The sequence below is a fragment of the Acidovorax sp. NO-1 genome (assembly GCF_000238595.1).
In the GTDB taxonomy this organism is placed as follows: domain Bacteria; phylum Pseudomonadota; class Gammaproteobacteria; order Burkholderiales; family Burkholderiaceae_C; genus Acidovorax.
Genome location: NZ_AGTS01000077.1, coordinates 157639 through 174518, shown reverse-complemented (window position 1 = coordinate 174518; position 16880 = coordinate 157639). Strand labels below are relative to the sequence as shown.

Below are 16880 nucleotides of genomic sequence, written 5' to 3'. Positions count from 1 at the left end.
CCGGCGTTGAACGACATGCACACATCCCAAGGTGATAGACGCACGCTTGACGCCAACGAGGCCGTGGCCAGCGTGGCCTACCGCGCCAGTGAGGTCATTGCGATCTACCCGATCACGCCTGCTTCGGCCATGGGTGAGTTGGCCGATGTCTGGGCAGCCGATCACAAGCCCAACCTGTCGGGGTCCGTGCCGAAGGTGGTCGAGATGCAGTCCGAAGGCGGCGCGGCCGGCGCCGTGCACGGCGCGCTGCAGGCGGGGGCGCTGGTCACGACCTTCACGGCATCGCAAGGGCTTTTGCTGATGCTGCCGGACATGTACAAGATCGCCGGGGAGCTGACTTCGTTCTGCATGCACGTGGCAGCGCGCAGCGTCGCCACCCACGCGCTGTCGATCTTTGGCGACCACTCCGATGTGATGGCCGCTCGCGGCACCGGCTTCGCGCTGCTGGCTTCCGGCTCGGCTCAAGAGGCGCAGGACCTGGCTGCTGTGGGGCATGCGGTCACCCTGAAGGTCCGCATACCGGTGCTGCATTTTTTCGACGGCTTCCGGACCTCGCACGAGATCGGCACCGTGGCCGTTCTCGACGATCAGACCCTGCGCGCGCTGCTGCCGGCCAACGGCATCGCGGCGCACCGGCAGCGGGCGCTGGACCCGGAGCGCCCCGTCATCCGGGGCACGTCGCAGAACCCGGACACTTTCTTCCAGGGTCGCGAAGCCGTCGAGCCGTTTTACACGGCTTTTCCGGAAGCACTGGAGGCCACTTTCTCGCACTTCGCGGCGCTCACGGGTCGCCAGTACCACCTGTTCGACTATGTGGGTGATCCGGCGGCGGAGCGGGTCATCGTGCTGATGGGGTCGGGTGCCGAGTGCGCACACGAAGTGGTCGAGCATCTGGTTGCTCAGGGCGAACGCGTCGGCGCGGTCAAGGTGCGGCTGTTCCGTCCGTTCTCGGTGGAGCATTTGCTGCAGGCCTTGCCAACCACCGTGCAGGCCATTGCCGTGCTGGACCGGACCAAGGAGCCCGGGTCGTCGGGCGAGCCCTTGCTGCAGGAAGTGACCACGGGGTTGGTGCAGGCGGTGGCCGACGGGCGCCGCACCGCATTGCCCCGGATCAGCGGGGGCCGCTACGGCCTGGCGGGCAAGGAGTTCACGCCCGCCATGGTCAAGGCGGTGTTCGACGCCCTGGCGCTGCCACGTCCTCCGGCCCGTTTCACCGTGGGCATCCGGGACGACGTGTCCGGTTCATCATTGGCATGGGACTCGGCGTTCGACCGCGAGCTGGAGGCTCCCGACGTGATGCGCGCGGTGTTTTTCGGCCTCGGCTCGGACGGCACCGTATCGGCCAACAAGGCCAGCATCAAGCTCATCGGTGAACAGGCGGGCCTGTTTGCCCAAGGCTATTTCGAGCTGGATTCGCGCAAGGCCGGATCGACCACGGTGTCCCACCTGCGCTTCGGCCCCCGGCCGATCCACTCCACCTACCGCATCACCCAGGCGCAATTTGTCGCCATCCACGCACCGGAGTTTCTGGAGCGGCGCGATGTGCTCAACATCGCCGCGCCGGGTGCGACCGTGCTGCTCAACACCGAGGTGCCCGCTGCGCGTGTGTGGGACACGCTCCCGAGCGAGGTCCAGCAGCAGCTGATCCAGCGCCGCTGTCGCCTGTACGCCATTGATGGCTACGCCCAGGCCGAGCGTGCCGGGCTGGGCCGGCGGATCAACACGGTGATGCAACTGTGCTTCTTCGCTTTGTCGAAGGTGCTGCCCATGGACGAGGCGATGGTGCACCTGCGCCGTTCACTCGAAGAGCACTGGGGACGGCGTGGTCCCGAGGTGGTGCGGCGCAACCTGTTGGCGCTGGAAGGCACGCTGGAGGCCCTGACTGAGATCGCCGTGCCCGAACAGGCCACGGCCACGCGCGCTCGTCCGTCGGCCGTTCCAGTCCAGGCGGCTGACTTCATTCAGCGCGTCACCCGCCTGCTGCTGGAGGGCCGGGGCGACGAACTGCCTGTGAGCGCGTTTCCGCCCGATGGCACCTGGCCCAGTGGCACGAGCCGCTGGGAGAAGCGCGCGATCGCGCTGGACATCCCCATCTGGCAGCCCGACCTGTGCGTGCAGTGCAACCGCTGCGTGACGATCTGCCCGCACGCAGCGATCCGCGCCAAGGTGTACGACCCCGCAGCGTTGGGCGATGCGCCAGCGGGTTTTCCATCGCTCATGGAGGCGTTCGAGCCTTCGCTGGAGGGCCTGGCCTACACGGTGCAGGTGGCGCCCGAAGACTGCACGGGTTGCGGGCTGTGTATCGAGGTCTGCCCGGCCAAGGACCGGCACGACACCCGCCGCAGGGCCCTGGTCTCCAAGCCGCTGGTTGAACACCGTGCCGTGCAGCGCGCGGCGTTTGACTACTTCGAACAGATCCCGCTGGCCGAGCTGCGGCATCTGCCGCTGGAGCCGCGCAACGTGGCTTTTCGCCAGCCCTTGTTCGAGTTCTCCGGGGCCTGCGCGGGTTGTGGCGAGACGCCGTACCTGCGTTTGTTGACCCAGCTCTTCGGTGACCGGCTGCTGGTGGCCAACGCCACGGGTTGCTCGTCCATCTACGGTGGCAACCTGCCGACCACGCCCTGGACCGTCAACGCACAAGGGCGGGGACCGGCCTGGTCGAACTCGCTGTTCGAAGATAACGCCGAGTTCGGGCTGGGCATGCGCCTGGCGCTGGATGCGGCCACCGATCGCGCCCGCGCGCTGCTGGAATCGCTTGCCCCACGGCTCCCCGCGGAACTCGTGGCCGGTCTGCTCCAGCCGCCGGATCGTGAGGGCACCGGCGAGACTTGGGCTCTGGCCCAGCGTCAACGGGTCAGCGAACTGGAACACCTGCTGGCGCAGGATACCTCGCCTGAAGCCACCGCACTGCGTGACGCGGCGCCAGCCCTGTTGCCGCGCAGCGTCTGGATCGTCGGTGGTGATGGCTGGGCCTACGACATCGGCTACGGCGGGCTGGACCACGTGCTGGCCTCGCACCACAAGGTCAACGTTCTGGTGCTGGACACCGAGGTCTATTCCAACACCGGAGGGCAGCAGTCCAAGGCCACACCATTGGGGGCATCGGCCAAGTTCGCCATCGCGGGCAAGGCGGTGCGCAAGAAGGACCTGGGCCTGCTGGCCATGGGCTACGGCCATGTGTATGTGGCGTAGATCGGCATGCAGTCGCACCCCGAACAGGCCGTGCGAGCCATGCTGGAGGCCGAGCGCCATCCGGGCCCATCGCTGGTGATCGCACACAGTCCCTGCATCGCCCATGGCTACGACCTGGTGCAGTCACCGCATCAGCAACGGCGGACGGTGGACAGCGGTCTGTGGCCGCTGTACCGCTTCGATCCGCAGCGCGTCGATCAGGGCGAGACGCCGCTGATGCTGGACTCGGGTGCGCCGACGCTTGATGTGGCCGACGCCATGGCCGCAGAAGGGCGCTTCCGCATGGTCGAGTTGCGTGACCCGGATCGCTACCGCCAGCTGTTGCAGGCCGCCCGCGACGCGGTGCGGCAGCGGCAGGCTTTGTACGAACAGTTGTCCCACATCCATTTGCCGCCCGAACACCATGGCTGACCTCACCACATCCTGGATGGGCCTGCGGCTCAAAAGCCCGCTGGTCTTGGCCGCTTCGCCCCTGGCCCTCGATCCCCAAGCCACAGCACAGGCGGTGGCCGCCGGGGCTGGCGCCATCGCCATGCCTTCGTTGTTCGAGGAGCAACTGAGCGAAGAGCAGATGAAGGCCCATCGGTTCCTCGACAACCATGCCGACATGAACGCCGAGGCCGGCCACTTCATGCCGGACACGGCGGTCTTTGGCCAGGGTGCCGCACACCACCTGGCGCAGATGCGGGCACTGAAACAGGTGGTGGATGTGCCCCTGATCGCGTCACTGAACGGAACCACGCCCGGAGGCTGGACCCGCTACGCCCGGCAACTGGCCGATGCGGGTGCCGATGCGCTGGAACTTAATCTCTACGAGGTCGTCACCCAGACCGCAGAGACTGGCGCCGAGGTGGAATCGCGACAGCTCGCGGTGGTGGCTGCGGTCGTGGCTGCCGTGTCCATTCCTGTGGCCGTCAAGCTAACGCCGTTCTATGCATCGCTACCGGCCTTTGTGCAAAGGCTGGAGCAGGTGGGTGCACGGGGCGTGACCCTGTTCAACCGCTTCTACGAACCGAGCATCGACCTCGACGACCTGTCCGTGTACCGCAGCCTTTCTTCGTCCACTTCATCAGAGCTGCCGCTGCGCCTGCACGCGCTGGCCGTGCTGTCAGGCTCCTCCAGGCTGGATATGGCTTGCTCCGGTGGCGTGCACACCGGTGAGGACATGGCCCGTGCGGTCCTGTGTGGGGGTCGTCTCAGAAAACGGAAAATTAAGCACGTTAAGCTCCAATTTCGCGCAGGTACTGGTACAACGTTTCGCGGCTGATGCCAAATTCACGGGCCAGCTTTGCCTTTTGCTCGCCGGTCTTGACGCGTTGCAGAAGTTCAGCGGCGCGTTCGGGCGAAAGCGCTTTCTTGCGGCCCCTGTATGTTCCGCGCTGTTTGGCGAGCGCGATGCCTTCCCTCTGCCGCTCGCGGATCAATGCTCGCTCGAACTCGGCGAACGCGCCCATGACCGACAACATCAAGTTTGCCATCGGCGAATCCTCGCCGGTGAAGGTCAGGCATTCTTTGACGAACTCGATACGCACACCGCGCCTGGTCAGCTTTTGCACAAGGCGGCGCAGGTCATCGAGGTTGCGAGCCAAGCGATCCATGCTGTGCACCACCACCGTATCTCCTTCGCGCACGAAGGCCAGCAGCGAGTCAAGTTCTGGGCGCTGGGTGTCCTTGCCCGATGCCTTGTCGGTGAATACCTTTCCGACTTCGACCTGTTCCAGTTGCCGCTTCGGGTTTTGGTCGAAGCTGCTGACCCGGACGTAGCCGATACGTTGACCTTGCAAGATGCCCCCAAACAGAAAAGTGTCAGGAATAAATCTATGACCTTGCGCAGCTTGTGTCAGTAAATTAAGCGATGGAGTCTATCCGGACGTTTCTGGGTAGGCTGTCCTGACGTCAGGTTAGGGCATAGCCTAATCGGACACGACGACATGATTGCATCATTTCGATAGTTGTAGTATTATTTGATGATGAAAAAGCAAGCCGCAACATCGATCTTCGAATCCCTCTCCTCGGGCCTGCGCTTGGATGTGTTCAGGCTGTTGGTCAAGAAGGGGCCGGGCGGCATGGTGGCAGGCGAGATTGCTAACGCGCTGGACATACCGCCGGCCAACCTTTCATTTCACCTCAAGGCGCTGTCACAAGCTCATCTGGTGACGGTTGAGCAGGAGGGTCGCTTCCAACGTTACCGAGCGGACATCCCGTTAATGTTGGATTTGATTGCGTACCTCACCGAAGAATGCTGTTCGGGTAGCCCCGATCAATGCCTTGAACTGCGTACCGCCTCGAAGTGTTCCGAGGAGTTCTTGCCGCTCCTGTCACCCACTCCAGCGAAAGCGACAACATGAATATTCTGTTTCTTTGTACCGGTAACTCCTGCCGTTCCATCCTGGCGGAAGCGACCTTTAACCACTTGGCTCCGACAGGATGGAAAGCGATGAGTGCGGGAAGTCAGCCGACCGGGACCGTCCATCCGCGTTCCCTGGCGCTCTTGGCGCGTGAAGGTATCGACACGAACGGACTGCACAGTAAATCGTGGGACAACCTGCCGCTGGCTCCGGATGTGGTCATCACCGTGTGCTCGAATGCTGCTGGGGAAACCTGTCCGGCGTATCTTGGCTCGGTACTGCGTGCGCATTGGGGTGTTGACGATCCCGCTCATGCCACAGGGACCGAAGCGGAAATCGAAGCCGCGTTCACGACGGCCTACCGTATCTTGCGGCGTCGCATCGAAGCCTTCCACGCGCTGCCGTTGGCGCAACTTGCGCACGACCGGACACGCTTGAAGGCGGAACTGGATCGGATTGGGGTGCTTTCGGCGTAGTTTTTTTGACTTATATTTGAATACTTGATGGAGAGTTTAAATGAAGAAGATCGAAGTGTTTGACCCATCGCTGTGTTGCAGCACCGGCGTCTGCGGCGTGGAGGTTGACCAAGCCTTGGTGACTTTTGCTGCTGATGTTGATTGGGCGAAGCAGAACGGCGCGCACATCGAACGCTACAACCTGGCGCAGCAGCCACAGATGTTTGCCGAAAATGCGACCGTAAAAGGTTTTTTGCAGCGCTCCGGTCAGGATGCGCTGCCACTGATCCTGGTCGATGGTGAAGTGGCCCTCGCAGGGCGTTATCCAAAGCGGGCTGAATTGTCCCTCTGGATCGGCATTGATCAACCTGCAGATGCCGCCATACCGGCGACGGGCGGTTGCTGCTCCGGCCCGCGTGGCTGCTGCTGAACAACATGGAGAAAACAATGATGAAATTCCTGCAACTTCCTCCCCGTTTTCTGTTTTTCACGGGCAAGGGTGGCGTCGGCAAGACCTCGATTGCCTGCGCCACGGCCATTCAGTTAGCCGAAGCCGGAAAGCGCGTCCTCCTGGTCAGTACCGACCCGGCATCCAATGTCGGGCAGGTATTTGGTGTCGATATCGGTAATCGCGTCACACCGATTCCGGCGGTTCCACGTCTTTCTGCTCTGGAGATTGATCCCGAGGCAGCGGCCAGTGCCTATCGGGAGCGCCTGGTCGGCCCGGTCCGCGGCGTGCTTCCTGATGACGTGGTAAAGGGCATCGAAGAATCGTTGTCCGGCGCGTGCACCACCGAAATTGCCGCATTTGACGAGTTCACCGCGCTACTGACCAACGCGGCACTCACGGCTGATTACGAGCACATCATCTTTGACACAGCGCCCACCGGCCACACTATCCGCTTGCTGCAACTGCCGGGCGCGTGGAGCGGCTTCCTAGAAGCCGGCAAGGGCGATGCCTCGTGCCTCGGCCCGCTGGCCGGTCTGGAAAAGCAGCGTACTCAGTACAAGTCGGCTGTTGAAGCCTTGGCCGATCCGCTGCAAACCCGTCTGGTGCTGGTCGCTCGCGCCCAGCAGGCGACCTTGCGCGAGGTCGCCCGAACCCACGAAGAACTGGCAGCCATAGGCCTCAAACAGCAACATCTCGTCATCAACGGCATCCTGCCTCACATCGAAGCCGCTACCGACCCACTCGCCGCTGCAATCCACGAACGGGAACAAACGGCGCTGAAGAACATCCCGGCTAAGTTGACTGCGCTTCCGCGTGATCATGTAGAACTCAAGCCCTTCAATCTCGTCGGCCTTGAAGCACTGCGGCAGTTGCTGACCGACCTTCCTCCACAAGCACCCACAGCGGTTGATTCCCCGATCGAACTCGACGAGCCCAGCGTGGCCGAGCTGATCGACGGCATCGCGGCGGATGGACACGGGCTGGTCATGTTGATGGGCAAGGGTGGTGTAGGCAAGACAACCCTGGCGGCCGCCATCGCGGTCGAACTGGCGCATCGCGGCTTACCGGTGCATCTGACGACCTCCGATCCTGCTGCCCACTTGACCGACACACTGGATTCCTCGCTCGATAATCTGACCGTGAGCCGAATCGATCCGCATGCCGAGACCGAGCGCTATCGCCAGCACGTCCTGGAAACCAAGGGCGCTCAACTCGATGCCGAAGGCCGCGCGCTGTTGGAAGAGGATCTGCGTTCGCCCTGCACGGAAGAGATTGCGGTCTTCCAGGCGTTCTCCCGCATCATTCGCGAGGCCGGTAAAAAGTTCGTCGTCATGGACACGGCCCCGACCGGGCACACCTTGCTCCTGCTCGACGCGACGGGTGCGTATCACCGCGAAGTGTCACGACAAATGGGCAAGACCGGCGTGCACTTCACGACGCCGATGATGCAATTGCAGGACCCGAAGCAAACGAAGGTACTCGTCGTCACGCTGGCAGAGACGACGCCGGTATTGGAGGCCGCCAACCTGCAAGCTGACTTGCGCCGTGCCGGGATCGAGCCATGGGCCTGGATCATCAACACAAGCGTGGCGGCGGCTTCGGCCAAGTCGCCGTTACTGCGTCAGCGTGCGGCCAACGAGCTACGCGAAATCAGCGCCGTGGCCAATCAGCACGCGGACCGTTACGCGGTTGTCCCGCTTCTGAAGGAAGAACCGATCGGTGCAGAACGACTGCGTGCGCTCATCCATCCCCAAACATAGGAGATCGACCATGTTGATCCGGAATTACATGACGCCCGATCCGGTAACCATTCAACCTGAAACACCGGTTGAGGACATCGCGAGGCTGCTGCTTGCCCATCGCATCAACGGCGTTCCGGTGGTCGACGGCGCTGGTCGGCTGATCGGCGTTGTGACTGCGGAGGACTTGATTCACCGGGGAGCGGACGAACGGCTTGAACCCCGTGAATCGATTTGGAAGGAGAACTTCTGGGTTTCCTTTCTTGGCCCAAAGGGGACGCAGCGCGACAAGGCCGAGGGGCGTACTGCCGCAGAGGTAATGACCACGGAAGTGCACAGCGTCGCGCCTGCCATGCATTCCTCCGTTGCAGCCCGGCTGATGGTGGACCATCACTTAACGTCCCTTCCTGTCGTGGAGGATGGGAAAGTGATCGGCGTCATTTCCCGGATTGACCTCTTAAGCCTTCTTAAAGAACTAGAAAACCCGCTGGAAAGAGAGAATTGACGTGATTGCTGCCCTACTGATTTTTCTTGCCACTATCGTCCTGGTGATCTGGCAACCGCGCGGGCTGGGCATTGGCTGGAGTGCGACGCTTGGCGCTGTCGTGGCGTTACTGTCCGGTGTCGTTCACATCGGTGACATTCCTGTCGTCTGGCAGATCGTCTGGAACGCCACAGCCGCATTCATTGCCATCATCATCATTAGCCTGTTACTCGATGAGGCCGGGTTTTTCGAATGGGCAGCCTTGCACGTCGCACGCTGGGGCGGAGGGAAAGGACGTCTGCTGTTTGCGCTGATCATCTTGCTTGGTGCAGCCGTCGCCGCGCTTTTTGCCAACGATGGCGCAGCGCTGATTCTCACGCCAATCGTCATGGCCATGTTGTTGGCACTGGGTTTCACTCCGGCCGGAACGCTCGCCTTTGTCATGGCAGCCGGTTTCATCGCAGATGCCGCCAGCCTGCCGCTTGTCGTATCCAACCTGGTCAACATCGTCTCTGCCGACTTTTTCAATATCGGGTTCAATGACTACGCTGCGGTGATGGTTCCAGTGAATATTGTCGCCATCATTGCCTCTCTGGCCGTGCTGTCGATCTATTTCCGCCGCAGCATCCCCGCACGCTACGACGTGAATCAGTTGAAACAGCCGAATGAGGCCATTCGCGATGTGGCTACGTTTCGTTTCGGCTGGGTGGTTCTGGCCCTGCTGCTGGTCGGATTCTTCGGCCTTGAGCCGCTAGGCGTGCCGGTTAGCGCCGTGGCTGCCGCAGGCGCCCTGCTGTTGCTCGTCGTCGCTGCGCGCGGGCATGTCATCAGCACCCGCAAGGTGATCCGTGAAGCGCCTTGGCAAATTGTCGTTTTCTCGCTGGGAATGTATCTCGTGGTCTATGGGTTGCGTAACCAAGGCCTGACGGAGCATATCGCAAGGCTGCTGGATTACTTCGCACAAGGCGGTGTATGGGGCGCCGCCTTTGGAACTGGCTTCCTCACAGCGCTGCTGTCCTCGGCCATGAACAACATGCCGACGGTACTGGTGGGCGCCCTGTCCATTGATGCCACAAGCGCAACGGGCGTGGTAAAGGACGCGATGATCTACGCCAATGTGATCGGTAGTGACCTGGGGCCAAAGGTCACCCCGATCGGCTCGCTGGCGACGTTGCTTTGGCTGCATGTGCTGGCGCGCAAGGGAATGACAATCACATGGGGGTATTACTTCAAGGTGGGCATTGTGCTAACCGTCCCCGTACTTGCGGCGACCCTGGCAGCGCTGGCACTGCGCCTGAGTCTCGCTTAATGCGAGCGGAGCGCTGTTTGCGGACATGCATGCAGTATTGGAGTAAAGAAGGGTGAGCGGCTTGGCGTATGGCTATTCTTTTGAGTGCGGTCATCGGGATACCGCTCTATATCGCCTTTTTTAGCGGAACTGGATTTACTCGGCCATAGAAAGAAAAAGAGCATCCATGCCACGCCGTTCGATCCTGTCCGCCGCCGAGCGTGACAACCTGCTGGCATTGCCGGACGCCAAGGAAGAACTGATCCGTCACTACACGTTCAGCGACACCGACCTGTCCATCATCCGGCAGAGGCGCGGTCCGGTCAACCGGCTGGGCTTCGCCGTGCAGCTCTGCTACCTGCGCTTTCCTGGTGTCATCCTTGGCGTCGATGAGCCACCGTTTTCGCCCTTGTTGAAGCTGGTCGCCGACCAGCTCAAGGTCAGCATCGAAAGCTGGGACGAGTACGGCCAGCGGGAACAGACACGGCGCGAGCACCTGGTGGAGCTTCAAACGGTGTTCGGCTTCCAGCCCTTCACCATGAGCCACTATCGGCAGGCCGTTCAGTTGCTGACCGAGCTGGCCATGCAGACCGACAAGGGCGTCGTGCTGGCCAGCGCCTTGATCGAGCACCTGCGGCGGCAGTCGGTCATTCTGCCCTCCCTCAACGCCGTCGAACGAGCGACCGCCGAAGCGATTACCCGCGCGAACCGGCGCATCTAAGATGCCCTGGCCGAACCGCTATCGGACGCGCATCGCCGCCGCCTCGACGATCTGCTCAAACGCCGGGACAACGGCAAGACGACCTGGTTGGCCTGGCTGCGCCAGTCACCGGCCAAGCCGAATTCCAGGCACATGCTCGAACACATCGAACGCCTCAAGGCGTGGCAGGCGCTCGACTTGCCTTCGGGCATCGAGCGCTTGGTTCACCAGAATCGGCTGCTCAAGATCGCCCGCGAGGGCGGTCAGATGACGCCCGCGGACCTGGCCAAGTTCGAGGCGCAGCGCCGCTACGCGACCCTGGTGGCGCTCGCCATCGAGGGCATGGCCACCGTCACCGACGAAATCATCGACCTGCATGACCGCATCCTGGGCAAGCTGTTCAACGCCGCCAAGAACAAGCATCAGCAGCAGTTCCAGGCGTCCGGCAAGGCGATCAACGCCAAGGTGCGGCTGTTCGGGCGCATCGGTCAGGCGCTGATCGAGGCCAAGCAAGCAGGCCGCGATCCGTTCGCCGCCATCGAGGCCGTCATGTCCTGGGATGCCTTCGCCGAGAGCGTCACCGAAGCGCAGAAGCTCGCGCAGCCCGAGGACTTCGATTTCTTGCACCGCATCGGCGAGAGCTACGCCACGCTGCGCCGCTACGCGCCGGAATTTCTCGGCGTACTCAAGCTGCGGGCCGCGCCTGCCGCCAAGGACGTACTCGACGCCATTGAGGTGCTGCGCGGCATGAACAGCGACAACGCCCGCAAGGTGCCTGCCGACGCGCCGACCGACTTCATCAAGCCGCGCTGGCAGAAGCTGGTGATGACCGACGCCGGCATCGACCGGCGTTACTACGAGCTGTGCGCGTTGTCGGAGATGAAGAACGCACTGCGCTCCGGCGACATCTGGGTGCAAGGCTCCCGCCAGTTCAAGGATTTCGAGGACTACCTGGTGCCGCCGGCCAAATTCGCCAGCCTCAAACAGGCCAGCGAATTGCCGCTGGCTGTGGCCACCGATTGCGACCAGTACCTGCATGAACGGCTGACGCTGCTGGAAACGCAGCTCACCACCGTAAACCGCATGGCGCTGGCCAACGAGTTGCCGGATGCCATCATCACCGAATCGGGACTGAAGATCACGCCACTCGACGCGGCGGTGCCCGACACCGCGCAGGCGCTGATCGACCAGACGGCGATGATCCTGCCGCACGTCAAGATCACCGAACTGCTGCTGGAGGTGGACGAGTGGACAGGTTTTACCCGGCACTTCGCGCACCTGAAATCGGGCGACCTGGTCAAGGACAAGAACCTGCTCCTGACCACGATCCTGGCCGATGCAATCAACTTGGGCCTGACCAAGATGGCGGAATCGTGCCCCGGAACAACCTATGCCAAGCTGGCATGGCTGCAAGCCTGGCACATCCGAGATGAAACCTATGGGGCGGCACTGGCCGAGCTGGTCAACGCGCAATTCCGCCACCCCTTCGCCGAGCATTGGGGCTACGGCACCACGTCATCGTCGGACGGGCAGAATTTCCGCACCGGCAGCAAGGCCGAGAGCACCGGCCATATCAATCCTAAATACGGCAGCAGCCCAGGGCGGACGTTCTACACCCACATCTCTGACCAGTACGCGCCGTTCCACACCAAGGTGGTGAATGTCGGCGTGCGCGACTCGACCTACGTGCTCGATGGCTTGCTGCACCACGAATCCGACCTGCGCATCGAGGAGCACTACACTGACACGGCGGGCTTCACCGATCATGTCTTCGCCCTGATGCACCTCTTGGGCTTCCGCTTCGCGCCGCGCATCCGCGACCTGGGCGATACCAAGCTCTACATCCCGAAGGGCGATGCCGCCTATGACGCACTCAAGTCGATGATCGCCGGCACGCTCAACATCAAACACGTCCGCGCCCATTGGGACGAAATTTTGCGGCTGGCCACCTCGATCAAGCAGGGCACGGTGACGGCCTCGCTGATGCTGCGGAAACTCGGCAGCTACCCGCGCCAGAACGGCCTGGCCGTGGCTCTGCGTGAGCTGGGCCGCATCGAGCGCACGCTGTTCATCCTGGACTGGCTGCAAAGCGTCGAGCTGCGTCGCCGCGTGCATGCCGGGCTGAACAAAGGCGAGGCGCGCAACGCGCTGGCTCGCGCCGTGTTCTTCAACCGCCTGGGCGAAATTCGTGACCGCAGCTTCGAGCAGCAGCGCTACCGGGCCAGCGGCCTCAACCTGGTGACGGCAGCCATCGTGCTGTGGAACACGGTTTATCTGGAACGGGCCGCGAATGCCCTGCGTGGCCACGGCAAGCCCGTTGATGACTCTCTATTGCAGCATCTGTCGCCGCTGGGTTGGGAGCACATCAACCTGACTGGCGATTACCTCTGGCGCAGCAACGCCAAGATCGGCGCGGGCAAGTTCAGGCCGCTACGGCCGCTGCAGCCAGCTTAACGTGCTTTATTTTCCGTTTTCTGAGACGACCCCCACCACGGCAACAGCAGCAGCCAGCGCAAACACCGTGTCCGGGCTCTGGATGCCCAGCGTTTTGAGGGGCTCGGCCCCAAACGTCCAACCCAGCGCGGTCAGTAGGAACACGCCCAGTGTCAGAACCCGTGGCCAGGACCAGGGCACGTCGGTGGCGGTGATGGCGATGCGCCGGTCCAGGTGCGGGCGCAGCACCAGCCGCAGGGTGAACACCATCAAGGGCATGAGCACCAGCACCAGGGGCAAACCGATCCAGAGCCACTGGGCGAAATCGATGCCGGCCGCGCGCGCCGCAATCGCGTTGGGCGGCGAGCCGACCAGGGTGCCCATGCCCCCGATGCTGGCGGAATAGGCCACACCCAGCAGCACAAAGGCAAAGGTCCGCCTCTCCCGCTGCGGGTCGAGCGGACCGAGGATGCCCAAAGTCAGCGGCAGCACCATGGCCGCCGTGGCCGTGTTGCTGATGCCCATGGACAACACCGCCGTGACCGCAAACAGCAACCACACGGCACGGCCCAGATGCCCACCCGAAAGTGTCAGCAGGAAGCCGGCCATCTTGCGGTCCAGCTGCTGGGCACGCAGGGCGCTGGCCAGGGCGAAGCCGCCCAGAAACAGGAACACGATGGGGTCGGCAAAGGGCGCCAGGACCTTGACTGTGGTGAGGCCCGGGAACCCCAGCGCCAGCGCACCAACCGGCACCAGCAGCGCCGTCACCGGTAGGGGAATCGCTTCGGTCAGCCAGAGCGCCCCGATGAAGACCAGCAGGCACAGGCCCTTGGTGACCGAGGCCTCGTAGGGCAGCCATGCGTACAAAGCCAGCGACAGCGCCAGCGCGACCAGAAACGAGAGCACGGCCCGGCGGGCCGACACCACACCCCCGTCGGAAGCGGCTTCTGGGCTCATCCGTGAATCGGGGTCATGCTGCGTCTGCCGTGGCGTCGGAGGTCAGACTGCCTTGGGCAGATTGACCCGCCGCATGAGTTCTTCGGCGCTTTCCTTGCGCTCGCTGTAGCGGTCCACCAGGTAGGGCGAGACGTCGCGGGTCAGCCAGGTGAACTTGACCAGTTCTTCCATGACATCGACCACCCGGTCGTGGTAGCTGGACGGCTTCATGCGGTCGTGGTCATCGAACTCCTGGAAGGCCTTGGCCACCGACGACTGGTTCGGGACGGTGATCATGCGCATCCAGCGGCCGAGCACGCGCATCTGGTTCACCGCGTTGAAGGACTGCGAGCCACCGCACACCTGCATCACCGCAAGTGTCTTGCCTTGGGTGGGGCGCACGGCGCCGGCCGCCAGAGGGATCCAGTCGATCTGGGCTTTCATGATGCCGGTCATGGCACCGTGACGTTCGGGCGAACACCAGACCATGCCCTCGGACCACAGCGCCAGCTCGCGCAGTTCCTGCACCTTGGGGTTGGTGTCTGGCGCATCATCAGGCAACGGCAATCCACTGGGATTGAAGATGCGGGTCTCCGCACCCATGGCCTGCAGCAGCCGGGCGGATTCTTCCACCACCAGCCTGCTGAAGGAGCGAGGGCGCAGGGAGCCGTACAGCAACAAGATGCGCGGCGCGTGAGCCGAGTGCGGACGCAGCAGCCGCGACGGATCGGGCACCCGGAAATGTTCGTCCTGCACCTGCGGCAGATCGGTCAAGGGTTTGGTGACGGACTTAGACACGGCGACCCTTTGCGTCGATGACCACTTCGCCATCTTCCTTGATGAAGGGGCCTTGCTGCGGATAGGGCAGGATGTCGAGCACGACTTCGGACGGTCGGCACAGGCGCACCCCCAGCGGCGTGATCACAAAGGGGCGGTTGAGCAGGATGGGATGTTGCTGGATGAAGGCCAGCAACTGTTCATCGGTCCACTTGGGGTTGCCCAAGTCCAGCTCGGCGTAAGGCGTGCCCTTTTCTCGAAGGACTTGGCGAACCGTGGCGCCCATGGCGCTCAGCCAGGCCTGGATCTGCTCCGTGCTGGGCGGGTTCTTGAGGTACTCGATAACCGTGGGTTCCACGCCGCTGTTGCGGACCATGGCCAGCACGTTGCGCGAGGTCCCGCAGGCGGGGTTGTGATAGATGGTGATGTTGGGCATGAAAGAAGGTCTGGTACGGGTTCAGGCGGTCCGGGGTTTCCAGGCGTTGACGATGGCTACCAGTGAAAGCATCACGGGCACCTCCACCAGCACGCCGACGACGGTGGCCAGTGCCGCGCCTGAGTTCAGGCCGAACAGCGAAATCGCTACGGCCACCGCCAGTTCGAAAAAGTTGGAGGTACCGATGAGGCAGGCCGGGCCGGCGATGTTGTGCGGCAGCTTGAGCCACTTGGCGCCCCACCAAGTGATGAAAAATATGCCGTAGGACTGCAAGATAAGGGGCACGGCGATCAGCACAATCACGCCGGGTTTCTCGACGATGGTACCGGCCTGGAAGCCGAATAGCAGCACCACGGTGGCGATCAGGCCCACCACCGACCAGGGTTTGAGGCGGGCCACGAACTGAACCAGCGCTTCAGACGACTGTTTCACCAGCAGCTGCCGGGTAACCATGCCCGCCAGCAGCGGCAGCACTACGTACAGCACTGTGGAGAGCAGCAGCGTCTCCCACGGCACGGTCACGTTGGTCACGCCGAGCAGAAAGGCCGCGATCGGTGCGAAGGCGACGACCATGATCAGGTCGTTTACAGACACTTGGACCAGGGTGTAGTTGGCATCGCCTTTGACGAGCTGGCTCCAGACGAACACCATGGCGGTGCAAGGCGCAACGCCCAGTAGGATCACGCCGGCAATGTACTCGCTGGCCGATTGCGGATCGATCCAGCCTGCAAATAGGTACTGGAAGAACAGTACGCCCAGTGCGGCCATGGTGAAGGGCTTTATCAGCCAGTTGACCACCAGGGTGAGCAACAGACCCTGGGGCCGCTTGCCCACATCCTTTACAGCATGCCAGTCGATCTGGATCATCATCGGATAAATCATGATCCATATGAAGACGGCGACCACTAGGTTAACTTGCGCGATTTCCATCGCAGCCACGGACTGGAACACGCCGGGCATGACCAGCCCAAGGCCCACCCCGGCCAGAATACCCAGACCGACCCACACCGTCAGGAAGCGCTCAAAGACACCCATCGAATACACCTCACAAATGAAAACACCCGGTCGCTGGGCGACCGGGCCATGGCTTTCGAATGAACCGTCAGTCCTTTTGACTGCCGATGTCTACCAGTTCCTTTTGCAGCGCCAGTCGGTCAAGCTTTTCAAACGGCAGGTTCACCATTAGAGCGATCCGGCGACTGAGCACCATAAAGGTGTCTGTAAAGGCCTTCTTGACCGCCTCGTCGTCACCTTCGACTTCGGCGGGATCGGGCACGCCCCAGTGCGCTGACATTGGCTGACCCGGCCACAGTGGGCACATCTCGCCAGCGGCCTTGTCACAGACGGTGAGCACAAAGTTCATGTGAGGCGCATCAGCTTGAGCGAATTCGCTCCAGTTTTTACTGCGCAAAGTCTCGGTTTTGTAGTGGTTCCGTTTCAGCAGTTCGATCGCGTGCGGATTGACCTTGCCCGCCGGATGGCTGCCCGCACTAAAGGCCCGAAAGCGCCCCCCACCCAGGTGGTTGAGAATGGATTCGGCCATGATGCTTCGGGCCGAGTTGCCGGTGCATAAGAAGAGCACGTTGTAGAAGGACATGGGGAAAACCTTTCAGCAGCAGCGGGTTGTAGAGGATGGGAGGG

The 16880-nt window shown here is 62.6% G+C and carries 15 protein-coding genes and 1 pseudogene; 10 read left to right on the top strand and 6 right to left on the bottom strand.

Annotated elements, in window-relative coordinates:
- Positions 1–15 precede the first annotated feature (15 nt).
- Genes nifJ through KYG_RS10750 form a run of 3 tightly spaced genes read left to right on the top strand, consistent with a single transcriptional unit; the run spans position 16 to position 4459 of the window.
- A complete protein-coding gene (gene nifJ / locus KYG_RS10755; protein ID WP_202798339.1) occupies positions 16–3192 on the top strand; it encodes a pyruvate:ferredoxin (flavodoxin) oxidoreductase in 3177 nt (1058 codons plus the stop codon).
- Between the two features lie 6 nt (positions 3193–3198).
- Positions 3199–3603 (top strand): pyruvate:ferredoxin (flavodoxin) oxidoreductase, encoded by a 405-nt coding sequence (locus KYG_RS24930; protein ID WP_008904920.1) that lies wholly within the window; start codon positions 3199–3201, stop codon positions 3601–3603.
- Complete coding sequence (locus KYG_RS10750) at positions 3596–4459, top strand: hypothetical protein (protein ID WP_008904919.1); 864 nt, start codon at positions 3596–3598, stop codon at positions 4457–4459. The genes KYG_RS24930 and KYG_RS10750 overlap by 8 nt, the downstream gene beginning before the upstream one ends.
- On the opposite strand, the gene KYG_RS10745 is transcribed toward KYG_RS10750, so the two are convergent.
- A complete protein-coding gene (locus tag KYG_RS10745; RefSeq protein WP_008904918.1) occupies positions 4413–4976 on the bottom strand; it encodes a recombinase family protein in 564 nt (187 codons plus the stop codon). The genes KYG_RS10750 and KYG_RS10745 overlap by 47 nt on opposite strands.
- Before the next feature lie 186 nt (positions 4977–5162).
- Here KYG_RS10745 and KYG_RS10740 point away from each other — a divergent pair, with 186 nt between their 5' ends.
- From KYG_RS10740 to KYG_RS10705, 7 genes and pseudogenes are all read left to right on the top strand, one after another.
- A complete protein-coding gene (locus KYG_RS10740) occupies positions 5163–5540 on the top strand; it encodes a helix-turn-helix transcriptional regulator (RefSeq protein ID WP_034694147.1) in 378 nt (125 codons plus the stop codon).
- Positions 5537–6016 (top strand): arsenate reductase ArsC, encoded by a 480-nt coding sequence (locus tag KYG_RS10735; protein ID WP_012387025.1) that lies wholly within the window; start codon positions 5537–5539, stop codon positions 6014–6016. Before KYG_RS10740 ends, KYG_RS10735 begins: the two co-directional genes overlap by 4 nt.
- Before the next feature lie 40 nt (positions 6017–6056).
- The gene (gene arsD / locus KYG_RS10730) at positions 6057–6425 is read left to right on the top strand and encodes an arsenite efflux transporter metallochaperone ArsD (RefSeq protein WP_008904916.1); all 369 of its coding nucleotides are present in this window, start codon (positions 6057–6059) and stop codon (positions 6423–6425) included.
- A 17-nt stretch (positions 6426–6442) separates the two neighbouring features.
- A complete protein-coding gene (gene arsA / locus KYG_RS10725; protein WP_008904915.1) occupies positions 6443–8206 on the top strand; it encodes an arsenical pump-driving ATPase in 1764 nt (587 codons plus the stop codon).
- 10 nt (positions 8207–8216) lie between these two features.
- Positions 8217–8690: a CBS domain-containing protein gene (locus tag KYG_RS10720; protein ID WP_008904914.1), complete on the top strand. Its 474-nt coding sequence runs from the start codon at positions 8217–8219 to the stop codon at positions 8688–8690.
- Position 8691: 1 nt separating this feature from the next.
- Positions 8692–9978 (top strand): arsenic transporter, encoded by a 1287-nt coding sequence (locus KYG_RS10715; RefSeq protein WP_008904913.1) that lies wholly within the window; start codon positions 8692–8694, stop codon positions 9976–9978.
- 166 nt (positions 9979–10144) lie between these two features.
- Positions 10145–13111, top strand: a pseudogene (locus KYG_RS10705) (Tn3 family transposase).
- Between the two features lie 6 nt (positions 13112–13117).
- On the opposite strand, the gene KYG_RS10700 reads toward KYG_RS10705, so the two are convergent.
- The 5 genes from KYG_RS10700 to KYG_RS10680 all read right to left on the bottom strand — a co-directional run bounded on the left by KYG_RS10700 (position 13118) and on the right by KYG_RS10680 (position 16836).
- Positions 13118–14047 (bottom strand): SLC13 family permease, encoded by a 930-nt coding sequence (locus tag KYG_RS10700; RefSeq protein ID WP_008904910.1) that lies wholly within the window; start codon positions 14045–14047, stop codon positions 13118–13120.
- A 42-nt stretch (positions 14048–14089) separates the two neighbouring features.
- The gene (gene arsH / locus KYG_RS10695; protein WP_034694071.1) at positions 14090–14824 is read right to left on the bottom strand and encodes an arsenical resistance protein ArsH; all 735 of its coding nucleotides are present in this window, start codon (positions 14822–14824) and stop codon (positions 14090–14092) included.
- Positions 14817–15239, bottom strand: a complete 423-nt coding sequence (arsC, locus tag KYG_RS10690; protein WP_008904908.1) for an arsenate reductase (glutaredoxin) — start codon at positions 15237–15239, stop codon at positions 14817–14819. The genes arsH and arsC overlap by 8 nt, the downstream gene beginning before the upstream one ends.
- 21 nt (positions 15240–15260) lie before the next feature.
- Entirely contained in the window at positions 15261–16274 is a 1014-nt protein-coding gene (gene arsB / locus KYG_RS10685; RefSeq protein WP_008904907.1) for an ACR3 family arsenite efflux transporter, read from the bottom strand.
- Positions 16275–16341: 67 nt separating this feature from the next.
- On the bottom strand, positions 16342–16836 hold the full coding sequence (locus KYG_RS10680; RefSeq protein WP_008904906.1) for an arsenate reductase ArsC: 495 nt from the start codon (positions 16834–16836) through the stop codon (positions 16342–16344).
- Positions 16837–16880: the final 44 nt, after the last annotated feature.